22 protein-coding genes are annotated in these 19713 nt (G+C 49.0%); 9 read left to right on the forward strand and 13 right to left on the reverse strand.

All coding sequences use genetic code 11. From position 1 onward, the window contains the following. Positions 1 to 154: 154 nt before the first annotated feature. On the forward strand, positions 155 to 1036 hold the full coding sequence (locus MTO69_RS00120) for an acyltransferase (RefSeq protein WP_248330037.1): 882 nt from the start codon (positions 155 to 157) through the stop codon (positions 1034 to 1036). A 33-nt stretch (positions 1037 to 1069) separates the two neighbouring features. Here the strand turns inward: MTO69_RS00120 and MTO69_RS00125 are convergent, their stop codons facing one another. The 5 genes from MTO69_RS00125 to MTO69_RS00145 form a co-directional block, all read right to left on the reverse strand. Then, entirely contained in the window at positions 1070 to 1660 is a 591-nt protein-coding gene (locus MTO69_RS00125) for a thiol:disulfide interchange protein DsbA/DsbL (RefSeq protein ID WP_248330039.1), read from the reverse strand. 29 nt (positions 1661 to 1689) lie between these two features. Next, the gene (locus tag MTO69_RS00130) at positions 1690 to 2676 is read right to left on the reverse strand and encodes a serine/threonine protein kinase (RefSeq protein ID WP_248334482.1); all 987 of its coding nucleotides are present in this window, start codon (positions 2674 to 2676) and stop codon (positions 1690 to 1692) included. A 50-nt stretch (positions 2677 to 2726) separates the two neighbouring features. Then, a complete protein-coding gene (gene ccoG / locus MTO69_RS00135) occupies positions 2727 to 4145 on the reverse strand; it encodes a cytochrome c oxidase accessory protein CcoG (protein ID WP_248330041.1) in 1419 nt (472 codons plus the stop codon). A gap of 253 nt (positions 4146 to 4398) precedes the next feature. Then, a complete protein-coding gene (locus MTO69_RS00140; protein ID WP_171325391.1) occupies positions 4399 to 4665 on the reverse strand; it encodes a YihD family protein in 267 nt (88 codons plus the stop codon). Positions 4666 to 4812: 147 nt separating this feature from the next. Continuing rightward, positions 4813 to 4980: a hypothetical protein gene (locus MTO69_RS00145; protein ID WP_248330043.1), complete on the reverse strand. Its 168-nt coding sequence runs from the start codon at positions 4978 to 4980 to the stop codon at positions 4813 to 4815. 294 nt (positions 4981 to 5274) lie between these two features. Here MTO69_RS00145 and MTO69_RS00150 point away from each other — a divergent pair, with 294 nt between their 5' ends. Both MTO69_RS00150 and trhA read left to right on the forward strand, forming a co-directional pair. Beyond that, a complete protein-coding gene (locus MTO69_RS00150) occupies positions 5275 to 6072 on the forward strand; it encodes a sporulation protein (protein ID WP_248330045.1) in 798 nt (265 codons plus the stop codon). Between the two features lie 92 nt (positions 6073 to 6164). Continuing rightward, positions 6165 to 6818, forward strand: coding sequence for a PAQR family membrane homeostasis protein TrhA (gene trhA, locus MTO69_RS00155; RefSeq protein WP_248330047.1), 654 nt, complete (start codon positions 6165 to 6167; stop codon positions 6816 to 6818). Here the strand turns inward: trhA and MTO69_RS00160 are convergent. The 5 genes from MTO69_RS00160 to def form a co-directional block, all read right to left on the reverse strand. Then, entirely contained in the window at positions 6815 to 8260 is a 1446-nt protein-coding gene (locus MTO69_RS00160; RefSeq protein WP_248330049.1) for a TrkH family potassium uptake protein, read from the reverse strand. The two genes, trhA and MTO69_RS00160, sit on opposite strands and share 4 nt — an antisense overlap. Before the next feature lie 9 nt (positions 8261 to 8269). Next, positions 8270 to 9646 carry a Trk system potassium transporter TrkA gene (trkA, locus tag MTO69_RS00165; RefSeq protein WP_176287075.1) on the reverse strand — a complete coding sequence of 459 codons (1377 nt, stop codon included), beginning with the start codon at positions 9644 to 9646 and terminating at the stop codon, positions 8270 to 8272. Positions 9647 to 9702: 56 nt separating this feature from the next. After that, positions 9703 to 10983: a 16S rRNA (cytosine(967)-C(5))-methyltransferase RsmB gene (gene rsmB / locus MTO69_RS00170; protein ID WP_248330051.1), complete on the reverse strand. Its 1281-nt coding sequence runs from the start codon at positions 10981 to 10983 to the stop codon at positions 9703 to 9705. A gap of 90 nt (positions 10984 to 11073) precedes the next feature. Then, entirely contained in the window at positions 11074 to 12021 is a 948-nt protein-coding gene (fmt, locus tag MTO69_RS00175; protein ID WP_248330053.1) for a methionyl-tRNA formyltransferase, read from the reverse strand. Positions 12022 to 12047: 26 nt separating this feature from the next. Continuing rightward, on the reverse strand, positions 12048 to 12566 hold the full coding sequence (gene def, locus MTO69_RS00180) for a peptide deformylase (protein WP_248330055.1): 519 nt from the start codon (positions 12564 to 12566) through the stop codon (positions 12048 to 12050). A 233-nt stretch (positions 12567 to 12799) separates the two neighbouring features. Here def and dprA point away from each other — a divergent pair, with 233 nt between their 5' ends. Genes dprA through MTO69_RS00195 form a run of 3 tightly spaced genes read left to right on the forward strand, consistent with a single transcriptional unit; the run spans position 12800 to position 14991 of the window. Next, positions 12800 to 13909 (forward strand): DNA-processing protein DprA, encoded by a 1110-nt coding sequence (gene dprA / locus MTO69_RS00185; RefSeq protein WP_248330057.1) that lies wholly within the window; start codon positions 12800 to 12802, stop codon positions 13907 to 13909. 2 nt (positions 13910 to 13911) lie between these two features. Continuing rightward, on the forward strand, positions 13912 to 14391 hold the full coding sequence (locus tag MTO69_RS00190) for a DUF494 family protein (protein WP_282567525.1): 480 nt from the start codon (positions 13912 to 13914) through the stop codon (positions 14389 to 14391). 15 nt (positions 14392 to 14406) lie between these two features. Further along, positions 14407 to 14991: a DNA topoisomerase family protein gene (locus MTO69_RS00195; protein ID WP_248330059.1), complete on the forward strand. Its 585-nt coding sequence runs from the start codon at positions 14407 to 14409 to the stop codon at positions 14989 to 14991. Positions 14992 to 15040: 49 nt separating this feature from the next. On the opposite strand, the gene MTO69_RS00200 is transcribed toward MTO69_RS00195, so the two are convergent. Continuing rightward, the gene (locus tag MTO69_RS00200; protein WP_248330061.1) at positions 15041 to 16174 is read right to left on the reverse strand and encodes a 5-(carboxyamino)imidazole ribonucleotide synthase; all 1134 of its coding nucleotides are present in this window, start codon (positions 16172 to 16174) and stop codon (positions 15041 to 15043) included. Between the two features lie 3 nt (positions 16175 to 16177). Beyond that, a complete protein-coding gene (gene purE / locus MTO69_RS00205; RefSeq protein ID WP_248330063.1) occupies positions 16178 to 16663 on the reverse strand; it encodes a 5-(carboxyamino)imidazole ribonucleotide mutase in 486 nt (161 codons plus the stop codon). Positions 16664 to 16988: 325 nt separating this feature from the next. Between purE and hemF the strand changes: the two genes are divergently transcribed. The 3 genes from hemF to MTO69_RS00220 all read left to right on the forward strand — a co-directional run bounded on the left by hemF (position 16989) and on the right by MTO69_RS00220 (position 19085). Continuing rightward, on the forward strand, positions 16989 to 17906 hold the full coding sequence (hemF, locus tag MTO69_RS00210) for an oxygen-dependent coproporphyrinogen oxidase (RefSeq protein WP_248330065.1): 918 nt from the start codon (positions 16989 to 16991) through the stop codon (positions 17904 to 17906). A gap of 75 nt (positions 17907 to 17981) precedes the next feature. Then, positions 17982 to 18815 (forward strand): shikimate dehydrogenase, encoded by an 834-nt coding sequence (gene aroE, locus MTO69_RS00215; RefSeq protein ID WP_248330067.1) that lies wholly within the window; start codon positions 17982 to 17984, stop codon positions 18813 to 18815. A 3-nt stretch (positions 18816 to 18818) separates the two neighbouring features. Then, the gene (locus MTO69_RS00220) at positions 18819 to 19085 is read left to right on the forward strand and encodes a DUF1488 domain-containing protein (RefSeq protein WP_248330069.1); all 267 of its coding nucleotides are present in this window, start codon (positions 18819 to 18821) and stop codon (positions 19083 to 19085) included. Here the strand turns inward: MTO69_RS00220 and MTO69_RS00225 are convergent. Beyond that, a complete protein-coding gene (locus tag MTO69_RS00225) occupies positions 19075 to 19626 on the reverse strand; it encodes a gamma carbonic anhydrase family protein (protein ID WP_248330071.1) in 552 nt (183 codons plus the stop codon). The two genes, MTO69_RS00220 and MTO69_RS00225, sit on opposite strands and share 11 nt — an antisense overlap. Positions 19627 to 19713 lie beyond the last annotated feature (87 nt).

Raw genomic sequence — 19713 nt, forward strand, 5'->3', positions numbered from 1 at the left:
GTTAGGCTGAACCTCATCTGGTTAGATGCGACAAACTACTCGGACCATCGTTTGATTTGTTTCAAACTTGGCGTTGGCTTGTATACTTACACGCTGTTTTATTCTTCGTACGAAGAATTGGTTAAATTTCTAATTAATCTCACTTTTAAGCGCTATGTTGGCACATTTACTCCTATTCTTGAATGTTTGTTTAGTCATTATTAACTCGGCAGTATGCTCAGTTGCTATCTGTTTGGTCGCTGTGATCAAGCTGTTATTGCCAGGCGACAGACTCAAATCTGCTGCGACTCAAGTGGCAAACAAGGTGATGTGGTTGTGGGCCACGATTAACGCTGTGATTTTAAATATCTCCAACCCGGTTGAATGGGACGTTCAAGGAGGAGAGGCGCTGAACAAGAATGGCTGGTATCTGATGATCAGCAACCATTTAAGCTGGACAGATATCGTAGTGTTATGTTGCGTGTTTAAAGATCGCATTCCGATGCCGAAGTTCTTTCTTAAACAGCAGCTATTGTATGTGCCCTTTATCGGTATGGCCTGTTGGGCGCTCGATATGCCGTTTATGCGCCGCTACTCGCGTGAGTATTTGATCCGCCATCCAGAGAAGCGTGGCCAAGATTTAGCGACCACGCGCCGCTCGTGTGCCAAGTTTAAACATACCCCAACCACGGTGGTGAACTATGTTGAAGGTACCCGTTTTACCGAGGATAAACAGTGCAACAGCAAGGCTGGGTATCAATACCTACTACAACCCAAAACCGGAGGGATTGCTTACACCTTGGCGGCAATGGGCGAGCAGTTTGATAACATCATTGATGTGACCTTGGCATATCCAGACAATACCAATAAACCGTTTAAAGATATGCTGATGGGGCGGATGACCAAGATAGTGGTGCGGACCCGATTGTTGCCGGTGGATGAACGGGTACTGGGCAATTACTTTGATGATAAGCCTTACAAAAGGCAGTTTCAGCAATGGCTTGGTGGGATTTGGCAAGAAAAAGATAGTCAGCTGAAACAGATCTATCGACGCTAAAGGGAGCAGGTGCTCCCTTTAGTCTGGTCGGCTTTACTTTTTCAGTAGGAAGTCGACGATTTGGTAAAACTCTTCTGCTGAGCGAGCTTGTACTAGGTAGCGGTTGTTGACTACCACTGAAGGAACGCCTTGAATGCCAGAGTCTTTGAATTTTTTGTCAAAGCGGCGCACCATGGAATCAACGGCAAAACCGTTGAACGCATTATCAAACTTCTTACCATCAATGCCTTCATCGATAAAGATTTGACGCAGCTCTTCGTCGTTCTTTGGCGCTTTGTTCATGTTGTGGATGCGATTGAACATCACCGCTGACATTTTGTCTTCAACCTTTAACGACACCATAGTGGCGTATGCCTTGCTCATCGATAGACCCATATTGCCACCCATGAAAGAGACGTGATTTTTCTGTAGCTTCACCCCTTCTGGCAGCTTGGTTTTCAAATTCTTGATCAATGGCTCGAAGCTGTTGCAATGAGGACAGTAGAACGAAAAAAATTCGGTGACTGTCGGTTTGGTCGATGGTTCAAGGTCGAGAACCTGATAGTGTTGGCCTTCTTTAAATGCTTCTGCGTGAGCGGCGAAGCTCAGCATCAGCGAGATAACAAGTGTAAACAGCTTTTTCATTATATTTTTACTCCATTGATTCGGCTTGGTTACCACTGAGGCATTAAAGACAAAGGCGGCTCGTTGAGCGCGGATATCTGCTCTTTAAACCCAAGCACCTGACTTTCCCAATATTTTGGATCATTAAACCAGGGGAAGGCGATAGGAAATGCAGGATCGTGCCACCTTTTTGCTAACCATGCCATATAGTGCACCATCCGTAGACCGCGTAAAGGCTCAATTAGTTTCAATTGATTAACATCAAAATCACAAAATTCTTGATAGGCTTCCAGAATCGTATCCAGTTGCGCCAGCTTTTCATGACGCTCCCCGCTTAATAGCATCCATAAATCTTGCACCGCTGGCCCATTGCGCGAATCATCCAGATCGACAAACATCGGGCCATCTCGCCACAAAATATTGCCGGGATGGCAGTCACCATGCAAGCGGATTAACTGACTAGATTCACTCCAGTGGTTTTCAAGAGATTGGATTAGCAGATCAAGGTCGCTAAAAAAAGCGTTTTCAAGATGACTTGGAATAAACGCAGATTGTTGCAGCAAGTTACGTGGCTGATAAAGGTACTCTTCCAGACCTATGGTCGGGCGATGCTGGAAAGTCTGTTTTTCGCCCACTTTATGGATTCGGCCTAAAAAGCGGCCCACACCTTCAAGTTGGTCAAAGTTGTCCACTTCAAATTGACGTCCACCCACACTGGCAAAAAGGGCAAACAGGTAGCCTTGGTAATGATGTAAGGTGTCGCCGTTGATGCGAATTGGCGGAGCCACAGGGATCTCCGACTCGATAAGCTCTAGGGTAAAGTCATGCTCTTCTTGTATTTGCGCCTGACTCCAGCGCTCGGGTCGGTAAAATTTGACTACGTAGCGTTGGCGCTCTTCATCGCTAAATTGGTAGACCCGGTTTTCATAGCTATTGAGCGCAAGAAAGCCAGATTCAGCGCGAATGCCGATGCTTTCCAGCGCGTACCACATAAAGTCGGGGGTTAAAGCATCAAAGTTAAAAGCGTGTTCGGTCATAAAATAAAAGGGGTTCATTGCTGAACCCCTTTCCATTAGTGTGCTGGTGATTACAGTTTCTTAATGAAACGGCTTTCGACAGCAGTAGAGAAGTCTTGGCTATCCGAGAGTATAAACTGAATTGTGGAAACCGGAGAGCTAAGATTGTCTGGATTGACGCCCAAACTCATTGGCAAGTTAAGCACTTCGCCTGGGGCGACTTGGATAGTTTGCTTGCCGTACCATGAGACATCGCTGAGCCCCTCGACGCTGAGGCGATACTCTTGTGCTCGCTGAGTTTTGTTGATGATCTTGAGCGTGTAAGTGTTTTCGACTTCGCCCATGCCATTGACTCTAAATAGCTGATTTCGGTCGCGCAGTACGCTCAAACCCGCAGGGTCGACACTCGCCACTTGGACGAAGAACAGACCAATCATCACCAACAACACAGCGCCATAACCGAGCAGTTTCGGCCGCGCGACTTTAGTGTGTTTGCCAGAGAGACGATGCTCAGTGGTATAGCTAATCAGCCCTTTTTCATAACCCATGCGCTCCATGGTCTGATCACAGGCATCAATACAAGCGCCACAGTTTATGCACTCATACTGCAGGCCGTCGCGAATATCAATACCGGTCGGACACACCTGCACGCACAAGTCACAGTCGATACAATCCCCTAAACCGAGTGCTTTGGGATCGGCTTTGCGCGAACGAGGTCCACGAGTTTCACCACGTTTGCTGTCGTAACCGACAATAAAGGTGTCTTTATCGAACATCGCAGATTGGAAACGCGCATACGGGCACATATGAACACACACAATTGAGCGCATCCAGCCAGCGTTGGCGTAGGTACAGCCGGCAAAAAACAGCACCCAAAATACCGGCCAGAAAGCGGCATCAAAGGTAAAGAACCCAACAACCAGCTCTTTGACGGGAATAAAATAGCCGACGAATGTCAGGCCAGTGGCGATAGCGATGGCAATCCAGGCGGCATGTTTGGCCACTTTACGCATCAGTAGATTCGAGGTGAGCTTGTTGGCGTCTTGTTTGCGACGCTTGTTGGCACTGCCTTCCAGTTTCTCTTCAAACCAGATGTACATAAAGGTCCACACGGTTTGCGGACACAAGTAGCCACACCAGACACGGCCTAAAAAGGTGGTGAGAAAGAACAAACCGAAGGCGGCTATCATAAACAACAGGGCGAGTAAGGTCAGATCTTGCGGATAGAGGGTGGTGCCAAAAAAGTTAAACTGTTGGTTGCCGATATCCAACAAGATCGCTTGGCGATCGCCGTAGGGGATCCATGGCACCATGCCGAACAGCACCAATAAAAACCAGCCTCCATAGCGACGTAGTTTCTGAAATGTTCCTTTACTTTCGCGAACATAGATTCGATTGCTAGGGTTAAACCTGTCCCCTTTGGTTTTGTGGGTCTTGGGGTTAAAGGTTTTGGGAGTCACATCTTTGACATCAATTTTATCCCGACTCATTACGCTTCCTTTTAAGGCTAAATGGCGAGATTTCTATTGCTCTCGCTCGGTATTGTGCTGGTTTTATATTTTAGTAAGTTCTTATGGACGGCGATTATATACCCGATAACAAATTTATTTCTTTAAGGCTATCAACCTTTAACAACAAAGTGCACAACAGTTCTATAAATAAATCGCCTAACAGTTTTTTGTTTTAAAACGATTTATATATAAAAAAAGCGACCCACAGGTCGCTTACTTAGCGTATAAATGTTTAGTCGATCAGGCCACGGGCACGCAAAATGGCGGTTTTAAAGTCGTCTTCTTGGTCTTTCTTTAGGCCCGGAATCATTTCGTCTTTGTCACTGTTGCGCATTTTAAGATGGTAAATAAGAACATCGTCTGTCAGATCTTCTAGTTTGCCCTCATAGCCCGCTTCTTGAGCAAGCTTAACGATCATCTGTAGCAGGTTGAGTTCTTGGTCTTTTTGCCACTCGGGCTCAAGCAGCTCGAGTAACTCTTCAATGCGATGGCATTTCATCGGCTTTCTCCACATTTTTTATAATGATTTGTAGCCAAAGGTATCAAATTGAGCCATCGAAGGTAAGAAAAAAGCGCAGTGGGCACTGCGCTTTTTAATTTTACCAAGCGGGATAAATATGTGATCGGATATTTATGCTGTTTGGTATTAAGCTGCTTGAACAACTTTGGCAGGAGCGGTGGCCATTACGGCTGCTTGCTCGACCAAAGTCATCGCCGGAGCAGATTTTTTTGCCATTGGAGCGGCGACAAAGCCACTGCGACGGCGCATCGCACTACGGTTGGTGTGCGAAAACCTGACTGCTGTTGGGCGCATTAAGGTACCTAACTGTCAGGCATATCCATTGCCAATGTAATGGCCTGATTAACTATGAGTTGAGCTTCATCGCTGAAGTTTGGCTCTTTCTGGCTTACGCCAATCCAAATAATTAATCAGGGTTATCGATATGCACGCATATCAATAAATAGATTAGCACTAACAGTTTGACTGGTCGATAAATAATCGATGTCAATCCACTACAATTATGTGAACAACTCACTAGTCGTGATACGGTGATGCAGATTAGTATGGACATCTCTAGATTGTCTCGTTGATGCCACGGAGGTAAGTATGTCGTTATTCAAAAAAACCTTGGCGAGTTTTGGGATAGGTTCTGCAAAAGTCGATTCGGTATTGCAGCAAGAAGTGCTGTACCCGGGGCAAAAGGTCAATATTACCATTCATGTTTATGGCGGCTCGACCGAGCAAGAGATCGATAACATCGACCTCAAACTCTATTGTCGCTATATCAAAGAGGTCCCCGCGGACCCTGATAAGAGTCAGAATAATGCCGGAAGAATGCGTCGAGTACCGGCAAACTATGCGTTGGCCAAATGGTCACTGCCGTATGCGTTTACCATCAAACCTGGCGAGACCCGCGATTTCAATGTTGAGCTGGATGTGCCTTGGAACACCCCGATTACGGTGGGTGACTCCAAAGTATGGTTAGAGACAGGGTTGGATATTGCGATGGCCAAAGACCCAACCGATACCGATATTTTGACCGTGAGACCAGATGCGCTACTCGATGGTATTTTTACCGCTTTGGAGGAGCAAGGACTGCGTATTCGTCAGGTGGAGTGTGAAGAGGTGGATGGCTTTGCTTTGCCGTTTGTTCAAGAGTTTGAGTTTGTGCCGACTACCGGACCTTTTCATGGCCGCTGGCGCGAATTAGAAGTGGTGGCGTACCGCACCGACGATGAGTTGCAAATGTGGTTTGAGATAGATCGCCACCGTGAGGGAGCGAAAGGCATGCTTGCTAGCTTGCTTGGCATCGGCCAATTGAAACGTCAACTGGCGATCCCGCTTCACACCTCAGCGCAAGAGGCCGGTCAGCAAGTCTTAGCCTATTTAGACCAGCACTCTTAACCAAAATTTAACCGCTTTCAGCTTACAGGTGTAAGCTTAATATGCCATACTCTTGAGTCATTATTCTAAACATGATTCGGAGTATGGTGTTGATGTCTGCTATCCCTGCCTCTCAGTACAGTACCAAGGAAGAGTTTGCCAATACGCTGACCCATGCGATTGGCATGGTGTTAAGTATTGTTGGTTTAGTGCTGCTTTTGGTGAAGGCCAATCAACACGATGCCGATGCATTAACCATCACCAGTATGGCTATTTACGGCGCAAGTATGATTGTGTTGTTTCTCGCTTCGACCTTGTACCACGCGATCCCTCATCAACGAGCCAAACGCGCGCTTAAGACTTTTGACCACTGCGCTATCTACTTGTTGATCGCCGGCAGCTACACGCCTTTTTTGCTGGTGAGCTTACGCACCCCGCTGGCAATGGGATTGATGGCCGTCATCTGGGGGATTGCGCTGTTTGGCATCTTGATGAAACTGGCGTTTGTTTACCGCTTTAAGAAGTTGTCTTTGGTGACGTATTTGCTGATGGGTTGGCTGTCGCTGATAGTGATTTACCAACTGGCGATCACCTTGTCGATCGGAGGATTAACCTTGTTGGCGCTAGGTGGCGTGATCTACTCACTCGGGGTTATCTTTTATGTCGCAAAACGCATCCCATATAACCATGCGATTTGGCACGGCTTTGTCCTGGCGGGATGCGCCTGTCACTTTTTGGCGATTTATCTCTATGTCGAGCCTGTTTAACGTCGCCAGAAAGCGGGAAAGAAGAGCACCAGTAAGGTTAAGATCTCTAATCGCCCCATTAACATACCTAAGCTCAACAACCATTTAGCGGCATCAGGTAGCGGGGCAAAGTTACCGGTTGGGCCGATGACGCTACCCATACCAGGGCCGACATTCGCCACTGCGGTAATCGAGCCGGATATGCTGGTGATCGGATCGAGTCCCATTGCACTGAGGCCACCGGCAATGGCAATAATCGTGATAAAGAAAGTCAAACCAAAAGCCACCACCGAGCGAACAATATCGTCGTTGACTGGACGCTGATTGTATCGCTGCACAAACACCCCCGATGGGTGAATCAGCTTCATCATTTGTTTATTAAGCAGTGTCATTGCGATTTGAAAACGGAATATTTTGATGCCGCCAGAGGTTGACCCGGAGCACGCGCCGGCCATCATCAAAAAAGCAAATAGCGTGGTCGGCAGTGCGCCCCAAGCGGTGAAGTCTTCTAAGCCAAAACCTGTGGTGGTCACCACAGACACGATGTTGAACATCGACACACGCAACGCATCAAGCACCGCATAGCCATCACGAATCACCAACCAGGCTGCGATAATCAAACTAGAGATGAGAAACAGGTAGCTAAAACCGCGTACCTGAGCATCATCAAGCAGCTCGTGGAATCTGCGCTTGCGAATGGCGGCGACAAATAACAAGAAAGGTAAACCTCCGAGGAACATAAACAGAGTCGCGACCCAGTGTGCACCGTTGGAGAAATGGTTCATTGAGCCGTCGGAGGTCGAGTAACCACCGGTCGATAGGGTAGTGAAAGCGTGGTTTATCGCTTCAAACAGGTTCATGCCCGTTAGCAGGTAGCCGACGATGCACAAGCCGGTGAGCGCTAGATAGACAGTAACGATATTCTTGGCCACTGTTTTGGCTCTTGGGCTGCTTTTATCTGACCAGTCGGAGGATTCGGTATGGAATAGCTTCATCCCTCCGACGTTGAGCATCGGCAGTACCGCCACGGCCATGACGATAAAGCCAATGCCACCGAGCCACTGCAAAATTGACCGCCACAGTAGGATACTGGGCGCCATGTTATCTAGCCCACTCAGCACAGTAGAACCTGTGGTGGTAATGCCAGACATGGTTTCAAAGTAGGCGTCGGTAAAGCTAATGTGGTTGATAAACACAAAGGGCAAGGCGGCGAACGCGCTGGTGATTATCCACACCAAACTGGTGATCAAGAACATATCCCGTACACTCAGTTTGAACGCCTTAGTTCGGCCTATACTTAAGCAGATAAACGCGGCCAAGTGGGTGATCAGCACTGACTGGCCAAATTCGAGAAAGCCAGCGCTGCCAGTCACAAAGGCAACTATGGTCGGCACGTACATAAACAGCGCCAGTTTTGACAGGACCAGTCCTATCACAAAGAGCACTGGGCGGAAGTTCACCATGGCTTCGGCCTACAAAAAGAACGGGCTCGGTTGGAATAGCGCCTCGACGTCGGGCACGTACTTCTTGTCCACTAAGAACATCACCACATGGTCATCTTGCTCAATGACCGTTCTATCATGGGCGATCAGCACTTCGTCGCCGCGGACAATCGCACCGATGGTGGTACCCGGTGGAAGCTTAATGTCACCAATGGCACGGCCAACCACCTTAGACGTGGTTTCGTCGCCATGAGCGATGGCTTCGATCGCTTCGGCGGCGCCGCGACGTAGTGAAGAGACGTTGACAATATCCGCACGACGAACGTGGGTCAGTAGTGCCGATATCGTGGCTTGTTGTGGCGAAATCGCCACATCGATCACGCCGCCCTGTACTAGGTCTACGTAAGCGCCGCGTTGGATCAACACCATCACTTTTTTCGCGCCCATCCGCTTGGCCAACATGGCAGACATGATGTTGGTTTCGTCTTCATTGGTCAGGGCGATAAACACATCGACCTGATCGATATTTTCCTCGGTCAATAACTCTTGGTCTGCTGCGTCTCCACAGAAAACGATGGTGTTTTCTAGCTCTTCAGACAGCTTTTCGGCGCGCTGATAACTGCGCTCAATCAGTTTGACGCTGTAAGAGTGCTCAAGACGACGTGCGAGACTGGCGCCGATGTTGCCCCCGCCGACAATCATGATGCGGCGATAAGGTTTTTCCAGACGCTGCAGCTCACTCATCACCGAGCGAATATGGTTGCTGGCCGCGACAAAAAACACCTCATCGTCGGCTTCGATGACGGTGGTGCCTTGCGGTCGAATCGGACGGCCTTGGCGGAATATCGCCGCGACGCGAGTATCGATGTGCGGCATATGCTCACGCAGCGCCGATAAGGCATTCCCGACTAATGGGCCGCCATAGTAGGCTTTGACCGCCACTAAACTGACTTTCTGTTCGGCAAAACTGACCACTTGCAGGGCGCCCGGGTATTGAATCAAGCGCTCAATGTAGCTAGTCACTAGCTCTTCCGGCGCAATCAAGTGGTCAACCGGAACCGCGCCAGATTGAAATAGGGCTTCTTTTTCGGCCAAATACTGGGGTGAACGAATCCGTGCGATACGATTTGGGGTGTTAAACAGCGAGAAAGCGACCTGACAGGCAGCCATATTGGTTTCATCCATATTGGTGACTGCGACCAACATATCGGCATCTTGCGCGCCCGCTTCACGTAGAACGTCTGGGTGGCTAGCGTAGCCGTTAACGACGCGCAGGTCATACTTATCTTGTAGCTCACGCAAGCGGTCACTGTCTCGGTCTACGATGGTAATGTCGTTATTCTCGCCGACTAAGTTCTCTGCCAGTGTACCGCCAACCTGTCCTGCACCAAGGATGATGATTTTCATACCGTTTTCTCGTTTAACTAATCAAAAAGGCGCCAGTATGTCTGCCGCCGTATCGGTTACGCGTTTTTGTTGAGGATGGCGTAGTAGAAGCCATCCATGTCCTCTTCACCTGGCAAGATTTGGCGACCAGGATTGTCTACTGTCGAACCGTGCAGTTGAGCATCCTTGGTTCGCGCCAAGAAGGCTTTCACCTGCTCACGGTTTTCTTGCGGAGTGATAGAACAAGTCGCATAAACTAGCGTGCCACCTGGCTTTAGCTGCTGCCACATCGCATCCAGAATTTCACTTTGCAGCTTGGCCAAAGCCTCGATATCGTCGGCTCGACGTAGCCATTTGATGTCTGGATGACGACGAATCACGCCAGTCGCTGAGCAAGGGGCATCGAGTAGAATGCGATCAAATTGCTCACCTTGCCACCAATCTTGTGGATTTCGTGCGTCACCGCAAATCACCTTGGCTTTGAGGTTCAAGCGCTCTAAGTTATCGTGAACGCGCTTTAAACGACTCTCATCGCAGTCGATAGCGACCACTTCACAGCCTTGAGTACGCTCTAGGATATGCGCCGTTTTGCCACCGGGTGCAGCGCAGCAATCTAAGATCAGTTCACCATCTTGTGGCGTCAGGTAGTTGATGGATAACTGAGCCGCCGCGTCTTGAACCGACACCCAACCTTTGTCAAAGCCTGGCAACTGAGTGACATCACACGGTGCGGCTAATTTTACGGCGTCTTTGGCTTCGCTATGAATCGAGTTATCTATGTTTTCATTTTTAAGCAGTTCAAGGTACTCATCGCGCGAGTGGTGTTGATGGTTCACACGCAGCCACATCGGTGCCTTACTGTTGTTTGCTGCAACAATCTCTTGCCACTGCTGCGGATAGCTTTCCTGTAGCAGCTTAAGTAGCCAGCTAGGGTGGCCGTACTTGCCGGCGTTATGACTCACCGCTAAAGCGTCTAATTCTTCTTGATTGCGCTGGTAGTTGCGTAATACCGCGTTGATTAAGCCACGCAAGCGCGGGCCTTTCAGCGTTTTGGTGCCTTCTACTGTTTCGCCGACAGCCGCGTGTGCAGGAATTCGCATAAAGCTCAGTTGGTAGATGCCCACTAAGATCAGGTGATGAAAAACGCGCTGCTTCCCCTTGAGCGGTTTATCCATCAGCTCATTGGCGATCGATTCTAAACGCGGTAGGTAACGCAGAGCACCGTAGCAGATCTCTTGTAACAGTGCGTGATCACGAGGCTTGATGGTTTGTTGCGCCGCAGGAAGGGCGTTGGAAAGAGAGTGACCTTTATCGACCACTTGAAATAGGACGTTGGCTGCTGCAGCGCGAACATTCATGTTGAATACCTTGTTGCTGAGAAGGCATCTCTGCCTTCGAAAAGTTCGTAATAGTGAGCCTGACTTGGTTGGTCAGGCTCGAATAGGGGATTAGCTAAGCTCGCTACCCACCTCAAACCAGCTCGCGCGGGCATTGAGGATATCTTGCACAGGCATGGCTTTTTTACCCGGAACCTGCAGTTGCTCAAGCACCAATACATCTTGGCCTGTTGCCACGTAGATACCTGACTTATCAGCGCGCAAAATGGTGCCTGCTGGCTTATCTGCAGATTGCGCCTCAACCCGGCTTTGCCAAACTTTGATACTGTGCTCGGCTGCAACAAAGTGGCTCATCGGCCAAGGATTGAAAGCACGAACGCAACGTTCAATGTGTGCTGCGTCGTCGTTCCAGTTGATGCGCGCTTCCTCTTTACTCAGTTTCTTCGCGTAGTTGGCGAGCGCGTCATCCTGTTTCTCTGCCACGGCAGAGCCGTTGGCAATATCGGTCAGGCACTCGACCAGCGCTTGTGGACCGAGTTCTGCTAGCTTTTCGTACATGGAAGCGCTGGTGTCTGTCGCTTCTATCGGCAGGGTGGCAATCTTCAGCATATCGCCAGTATCTAGGCCGATATCCATCTGCATAATGGTCACGCCCGTCTCTTTATCTCCAGCCCAGATAGAGCGTTGGATCGGTGCCGCGCCGCGCCAGCGCGGAAGAATCGAGCCATGGACATTGATACATCCCAGCTTCGGAGTATCCAGTACCGCTTGCGGTAGCAGTAACCCGTAAGCCACGACTACCATAAGGTCGGCATTGAGGTCGGCCAGCTGTTGTTTGGCTTCATCAGACTTGAAATTCTCAGGCTGGTAAACCGCAATATCATGCTCAACCGCGATATTTTTTACCGGGCTTGCTGTTAGCTTTTTGCCACGACCTGCAGGACGGTCAGGTTGGGTATAAACAGCGATAATCTCGTGCTCCGAAGACAACAACGCCGCCAAGTGACGGGCGGCGAAATCCGGAGTACCAGCAAAAACAATTTTCAAAGGTTTGCTCAAGGTACCTTCCTTCTTATAGTTAGCGGTTAGGCGTTTGCGTTTCTCTCGTTAAAGCGCTTAATCTTCGCAAGCTTGTCTTGGATGCGTTTGCGCTTTAATGGTGAAAGGTAGTCAACAAACAACTTGCCTTCTAGGTGATCAAGTTCATGCTGCACACAAATGGCCAGCAGGTCGTCGGCCTCAAAGGTGAACGCTTCACCGTCGCGGTTCAGTGCTTTGACTGTCACTTCAGCAGCTCGCGGCACTAAAGCGCGCGCACCGGGAACAGACAAACAACCTTCCTCGATACCGTCATCACCGCGTTTCTCAATGATTTCTGGGTTGATCAGAACCATAGGTTGGTCACGTGTATCGGAAACATCGATCACGACAATACGCTGGTGAACATCCACTTGCGTTGCGGCTAGGCCAATACCTTCTTCGTCGTACATGGTTTCAATCATGTCATCGACTAATTTTTGAATCTCAGGAGTCACCTTTTCTACCGGCTTTGCTACCGTGCGTAGGCGCTCATCTGGGAATGTTAATACTTGTAATACAGACATATACACTCGAAATGTTGAACTGTGCTGGATCAGGATAAACCTCGTTGGCTCAATTCTAGACATTTTATGCGCCAAATGACAGCATCAAAACGCTTTTGAACGGCCTGTGTTTCAGATTCATCCTTCTGTTTGATTGAGAAAAGAGTGACCTTTGTGAGCCAGTCTGGCGCACAGCGGCCCATTGAACCTTGACCTAGGCTCTCCCTGTTCTCCTCACTGGTGTCCCTTCGTCTATGTCTGAACACTCGCTTTCTGCCTGGCTTGCGCTCTATTTTACCCCCGGGATCGGCCCCAAAGCCTTTAATAAACTGCTCGCTCGCGATGCGCCAGAAAATATCGTCGCGTCGTCCGCAGCTGCCATGGAGGCGCTCGGGTTAACATTAAAGCAGCGAGAGTTCTTGCGTCATCAAGCTTTGGCTGAGGTGGCGTTGTGCTTGGAATGGCAGCAGGCAGCAACGGATCATCGAATTTTGCTGCAATCAGATAGTGACTATCCGCCGCAACTGCGCCAAGTGGCGGCCGCACCTGCAGTGCTGTTTGTCAAAGGCAGAGTGGAGACGCTGGCATTGCCTCAGTTGGCGATAGTTGGCAGCAGAAATGCCAGTGTCGATGCACTGAGCAGTGCGCGCAGTTTTGCAAAAGCGCTGGTGGAGCATCAACTGGCCGTGACCAGCGGGCTAGCGTTAGGGGTAGATGGTTATGCTCACGATGGGGCATTGCAAGCGAGTGGCACAACTTTGGCTGTGCTTGGGTGCGGACTCAATACGATTTATCCGGCGCGGCATCGCCAGTTAGCAGAACGGATCGTCGGCGCAGGCGGCGCGTTGATTTCTGAGTTCCATCCTAACGCTAAGCCCAAAGCGGATCACTTTCCACGTCGCAACCGAATCATCAGTGGCTTATCGCTTGGGGTGTTGGTGGTTGAAGCGGCGCAAAAGAGCGGCTCTTTAATCACGGCACGATATGCGCTTGAACAGGGTCGCGAGGTGTTTGCCCTGCCTGGCTCGGTGCACAACCCACAAGCAACAGGTTGTAACCTTTTGATAAAGCAAGGTGCATGCCTAGTGCTCAATATCGAAGACATCCTCAATGAGCTTGACTCGTTGCTTGATTGGTCAAATCAAACCCAACTGCCGCTTTTTGAACAAAAAATAGCAATCAAACAACAATTGCCATTTGCTTCACTGTTAGCTAACGTAGGAAGTAAGGCTACACCAGTTGATATTCTTGCAAACAGGACCAATATACCTGTGCAGGAAGTCATGATGCAGCTCTTGGAGCTTGAGCTTCAAGGGTATGTTGTTGCAGTTTCCGGTGGCTATATTCGTAAGGGGAGGGGCTAGCTATGATGATGGATATCCTAATGTATCTATTCGAGACTTACATCCATAGCGATGCAGAGTTACAGGTCAATCAAGATGAGCTAGAAGAAGAGCTTCTTCGCGCTGGCTTTCATCAAAAAGACATTTATAAAGCCCTTGTCTGGCTAGAAGAGCTAGCGGCACTGCAGCAAAGTGAAACTCACTCTGCAATTTCAGTGTGCAGCGCCTCAAACTCGACACGTATTTACACCGCGAAAGAGTGTGAACGTTTGAGTATCGAATGCCGTGGTTTTTTGACCTTTCTTGAACAAGTCAACGTGTTGACCACCGAGACTCGTGAAATGGTCATTGATCGCATTATGGGTTTAGAAACTGACGATTTTGAGCTCGATGACCTCAAGTGGATCGTGTTGATGGTGCTGTTTAATGTGCCAGGCAATGAAAACGCTTATACGCTAATGGAAGAGCTGCTGTATACCAAGGAACAAGGTATTCTGCACTAATCGCCAAGAGTCGATATGAGTAACAAAATAGACAGTCAACTGTTCTCAGCCCATGAGCATGCCTTAGAGCATCAGGCTTGTCCTAAGTGTCAGCAGGAGCAGCGCAACGGAGAGCTTCACCTGCGCCACGGCAAACATGGCCCTTTCTTGGGCTGTGATCAGTACCCGACGTGTGATTACATTAAGCCTCTGCACCAAAATGATGGTCACATCATTAAAGAGCTCGGTGTCGCTTGCCCGGAATGCGGCAATGAACTGGTGTTGCGACAGGGTCGTTATGGGATGTTTATAGGCTGCAGTCACTATCCCGAATGTCACCATATCGAGTCGATAGACCAACCTAAGCAACAACAGCAGCAACCTGAGCATCACCTTTGTCCAGAGTGTGGAAAAGGGCATTTGGTTGAGCGCAAGACTCGTTTCGGTAAACTGTTTTATGCTTGCGATAACTACCCTAAGTGTAAGTTTGCGGTCAATCAGCCCCCAGCTAAGGGCAACTGCGAGAAGTGTGGTTTTCCGCTGTTAGTCGAGAAGAAGCTCGCCAGTGGCGTAAAACGGCAGTGCGCCGAGCGGAAGTGTCACCACATCCAACAAGATTAAAAAAAACGGCGCATCGAGCGCCGTTTTTGCAATATATCAATGAACTGAATTACTCGGCAAAGCTTGCTGCAAACTCATGAACGGCAGGAAAGGCTTCTTTGTCTAACACATCAGCGAGTGCACACAGTTTGCGCTGCAGTTCTCCGCTGTAATCACCACACACATTGATATGCCCCATCTTGCGACCTGCTCGTTTCTCTTTGCCGTACCAGTGAATATGAACCCCATCCATTGCCAGTAGCGCTTCAGGTAAAGTGTCTTCGCCTAGGATGTTGATCATAGAGGTTTCTCGAATCAGTTTGGTGCTGCCCAATGGCAAACCACAAACGGCGCGCAGATGGTTTTCGAACTGGCAAGTTTCTGCGCCCTGTTGAGTCCAGTGACCTGAGTTATGTACCCGTGGCGCAATCTCATTAACCAGTAAAGTGCCATCGACATCAAAAAACTCCAGCGCCAACACGCCCACATACTCTAGATGCTCCGCCACGGCAGTGAACATGGTTTTCGCTTGCTGTTGCAGTTCGGTGTCTGCTATTGCTGTGGATAGAGTCAGCACGCCATTGGTGTGAACATTCTCTGCTAATGGATAAACGGCAACGCTACCATCTTTACCACGAGCACCGACGAGGGATACTTCACGGTTAAATGGCACAAACTCTTCAGCAACGATCGCTTGGGAGTCTGAGGCAGCAATGCACTCGGCCATTTCAGTCCATATCGCTTCCGCTTGATTGGAATCCTTTAGACGCCATTGGCCTTTGCCATCGTAACCACCCAGAGCACTTTTCAGTACCATTGGAATTCCGACGTGCTCAATTGCACGGTCAAAATCTTCACGCGTGTTGATCACAAAGTACTTTGCATTGCGAACGTCGGCGTCATCTAACAGCTGTTTTTCAATGCGGCGATCTCCACCGGCTTTGATGGCTTCCGTTGAAGGTAAAAACTTTCCACTTTGCTCACATACCGCAAGGATGTCGTGTGGAATATGCTCAAACTCAGCGGTAATGACATCTGCGCTCGCAATCGCACTCTCTAAACCATGACCAATCACAGCTTGAGTTAAAGGGTGGACGATATTTTTGCTACCCACATCGTAGGCTGAAATTTCGATATTCAGTGGCGCGCCAGCGAGTGACATCATACGAGCCAATTGGCCTGCACCTAGCACTAGAACATGCATCGATTAGTCCTCAGCTGGGTTTGGGTTAGCGAGAACCGTTTCCGTTTGCTCGGCGCGGAAAGCTTCAACTTTCGCCATCACAGTTTCATCATGAGTGCCAAGAATTTGCGCAGCTAAAATACCGGCGTTTGCCGCACCCGCTTCGCCGATAGCAAGCGTACCTACCGCAATACCTTTTGGCATTTGCACAATAGAGTATAGAGAATCAAGGCCGCTAAGTGCGCGAGATTGAACAGGAACACCCAGTACTGGTAATGAAGTAAACGCAGCAGCCATGCCCGGTAGGTGAGCTGCGCCGCCAGCACCAGCGATAATCACTTTAAGACCACGCTCTTTGGCGCAGGTGGCGTAGTCGGCAAGAAGCTGAGGGGTTCGGTGTGCTGACACCACTTTGGTTTCGTATTCAACACCAAACTTATCTAGCATGTCTGCCGCTAGTTTCATGGTTGGCCAATCTGATTTTGAACCCATAATGATCCCGACTTTCATCTCAAACTCCTTCAAAGCGAATAGCATAGTGAGCAAATATTTTGAGCGCATTATACGGGGATTTTACTCTTAAGCAAACGTTTGCGTGTGGTTTATATCGAACTCTATGGGCATGGAGGCAAGCCCTGACAATCGCATGGAGTTGTTGGCACTAATGCAACAGGATTGTGTCATCGGTTTGGTATTATGGTGAAGCAATTGGCTAGTAATGCTCTAGCAAAGCCGTTAACCTTTAACGGTAGCCGAGCGAACCGGATGCCATTGGTGACGCCAAACGCTCACAAGTATTAAGACAGGGATAACCCTGCGCAGTAAAGGAAATCGTATGTCAGCGATAGATAAGCAAGCGGTCAAGCAATTCTTGATGGCGCTACAAGATTCAATATGTCACCAACTCGAACAAGCCGACGGTCAGGCCCAGTTTGTGGAAGATGCTTGGCACCGAGAGCCTGGTGAAAAGCTCGGTGGTGGCGGTCGGACTCGCGTGATGAAAGAAGGTGCAGTGTTTGAACAAGGTGGCGTGAACTTTTCGCATGTTCAAGGCAAAGAAATGCCTGCGTCTGCCACTGCACATCGCCCTGAGTTGGCAGGACGCCGATTCGAAGCCATGGGTGTTTCTTTAGTGATGCACCCCAATAACCCATATGTGCCGACATCACATGCCAATGTACGTTTCTTTATCGCCGAAAAAGACGGAGAAGATCCTATCTGGTGGTTTGGTGGAGGCTTCGACTTAACGCCGTTCTATCCTTTTGAAGAAGATGCGCAGTATTGGCACAACACCGCCAAAGAATTATGTGCACCATTTGGTAGCCATGTGTATCCAGAACATAAAGCGTGGTGTGACCGATATTTCTATCTTCCGCACCGAGATGAGACTCGTGGGGTGGGCGGGCTATTTTTTGATGATCTCAATCAATGGCCATTTGATAAGTGTTTTGACTATATAAAAGCGGTCGGGGAAGGTTATACCCAAGCGTATTTGCCGATTGTTGAACGCCGTAAAGCGACGGAATTTGGTGAGCGTGAGCGTCAATTTCAGTTATATCGCCGCGGCCGTTATGTCGAGTTCAATTTAGTCTATGATCGAGGCACCTTATTTGGTTTGCAAAGTGGTGGGCGCACTGAGTCGATTTTAATGTCAATGCCGCCGCTGGCACGTTGGGAATACGCTTATCAAGTTGAGCCAGGTTCACCAGAAGCTGAACTCTACGATCACTACCTTAAGCCAAGGGATTGGTAACGCTTTCCTCCTTATAGAGATAGTGATAGGGTCAACTTAATCAAGTTGGCCTTTTTATTTTTTGCAGGTAAGGATATGACACAGCAAATAGACCGTTATGCCGTTTTTGGCAATCCCATCGGACATAGCAAGTCCCCTTTCATCCATACTCTATTTGCGCGTCAAACCAATCAGCCTCTTACCTATACAGCTGAACTCGCACCAGAGGGGGAGTTTACCCGTGCTGCTGAAACCTTCTTTGCCAATGGCGGCAAGGGTTGTAACGTCACGGTACCTTTCAAAGAGGACGCCTATCAGCTGGCCACCCGGCTCACCGAGCGAGCGCAATTGGCAGGAGCGGTAAACACACTAAAGAAACTGGATGATGGTGAAATCATTGGCGACAACACTGATGGAGAAGGCCTTGTTCAAGACTTGCTGCAATATCAAGTACCGCTCAAAGGCGCGCGTATTTTGCTGATTGGTGCCGGTGGTGCGGCGCGAGGAGTGATTAAGCCGCTGCTTGATCAGCAGCCGAGTGAAATCGTGATTACCAATCGAACGCTGTCAAAAGCTCAGCAGCTACAACAAATGTTCTCACCCTATGGTCATGTTCGTTCGGTCGCGATGTCAGAGATAAACGATGGCTTTGATGTGGTGATCAACTCCACCTCAGCCAGCCTGAGTGGTGAGCTGCCAGATATTTCCGCAGCGATTTTTACTGCGCACACCTATGCGTATGACATGATGTATGGCGCGGGGAACACCGCTTTTAATCAGTGGGCGTTGGATAATAACGTTGCTGCGGCTTACGATGGCTTAGGTATGTTAGTTGGCCAAGCGGCCGAAAGTTTTATGTTGTGGCGTGGACTTAGACCAGGCACCAAACAAATTTTGCGTGAGCTGCGCAAAAACTTAGAAGGAATGTAAGCCTTGAACCAATCGATACTATTTCCAGACATGCAAACTTGGCACGACGAAGCTCAAGTGATGAGCTTCCCAGCGCAGCAAAGTGGTGCGCTGATTGAGTGCATCGTTTCTAAGCAAGCGCTGGAAAACTTATCCGGACAAAGCATTTCTGATCAGCAGCAAGCTCTGGCGGTATTTGCCCAGTGCCGTTTTGATCTTGAGGAGCTTGCTGAAGGTTTAATAGAGGATGAGCAGTACAATAGTTCAGGCCAAATAGAAATTATGGCGTGATCTGATCGACTTGATGAAGATAGTCCTCTTTATTTTGCACATAGTTGTCCGCAGATTTCAGTAAGAACGCACGCTCCTTATCATTCAACGGGCGTGCTTGCTTGACTGGGCTACCAACATAAAGGTAACCACTTTCTAGAACCTTACCTGGTGGGACTAAGCTACCGGCACCTATCATTACCTCTTCTTCTATTACCGCAGCATCGAGCACTATCGCGCCCATACCGACCAAGACACGATCATGGATAGTGCATCCGTGTAACATGACTTTGTGGCCAATGGTCACGTCATTGCCAATGATAAGCGGATAGCCCTCAGGGTTTTCGGCATTTTTGTGCGTGACGTGAAGGACAGAGCCATCTTGTACGTTAGTCCGTTTGCCGATATGAATATGGTTAACATCACCGCGAGCAGCAACCAACGGCCAAATGCTCGAATCGTCGCTAATCTTAATATCTCCGACCAGCACAGAGCTACTATCTATATAGACACGTTGTCCGATTTGAGGGTGAATACCTTTATAACTGCGTAGAGAGCTCATTCCATCTCCTTATTTAGCGGGAACCTGACTACTTTAGAGCGAGAAAAGTGGCAAAAACAGGTCGTTTTGAATAGAAAATACGCAAAC

This window comes from Vibrio sinaloensis, assembly GCF_023195835.1.
Lineage (GTDB): Bacteria > Pseudomonadota > Gammaproteobacteria > Enterobacterales > Vibrionaceae > Vibrio > Vibrio sinaloensis_C.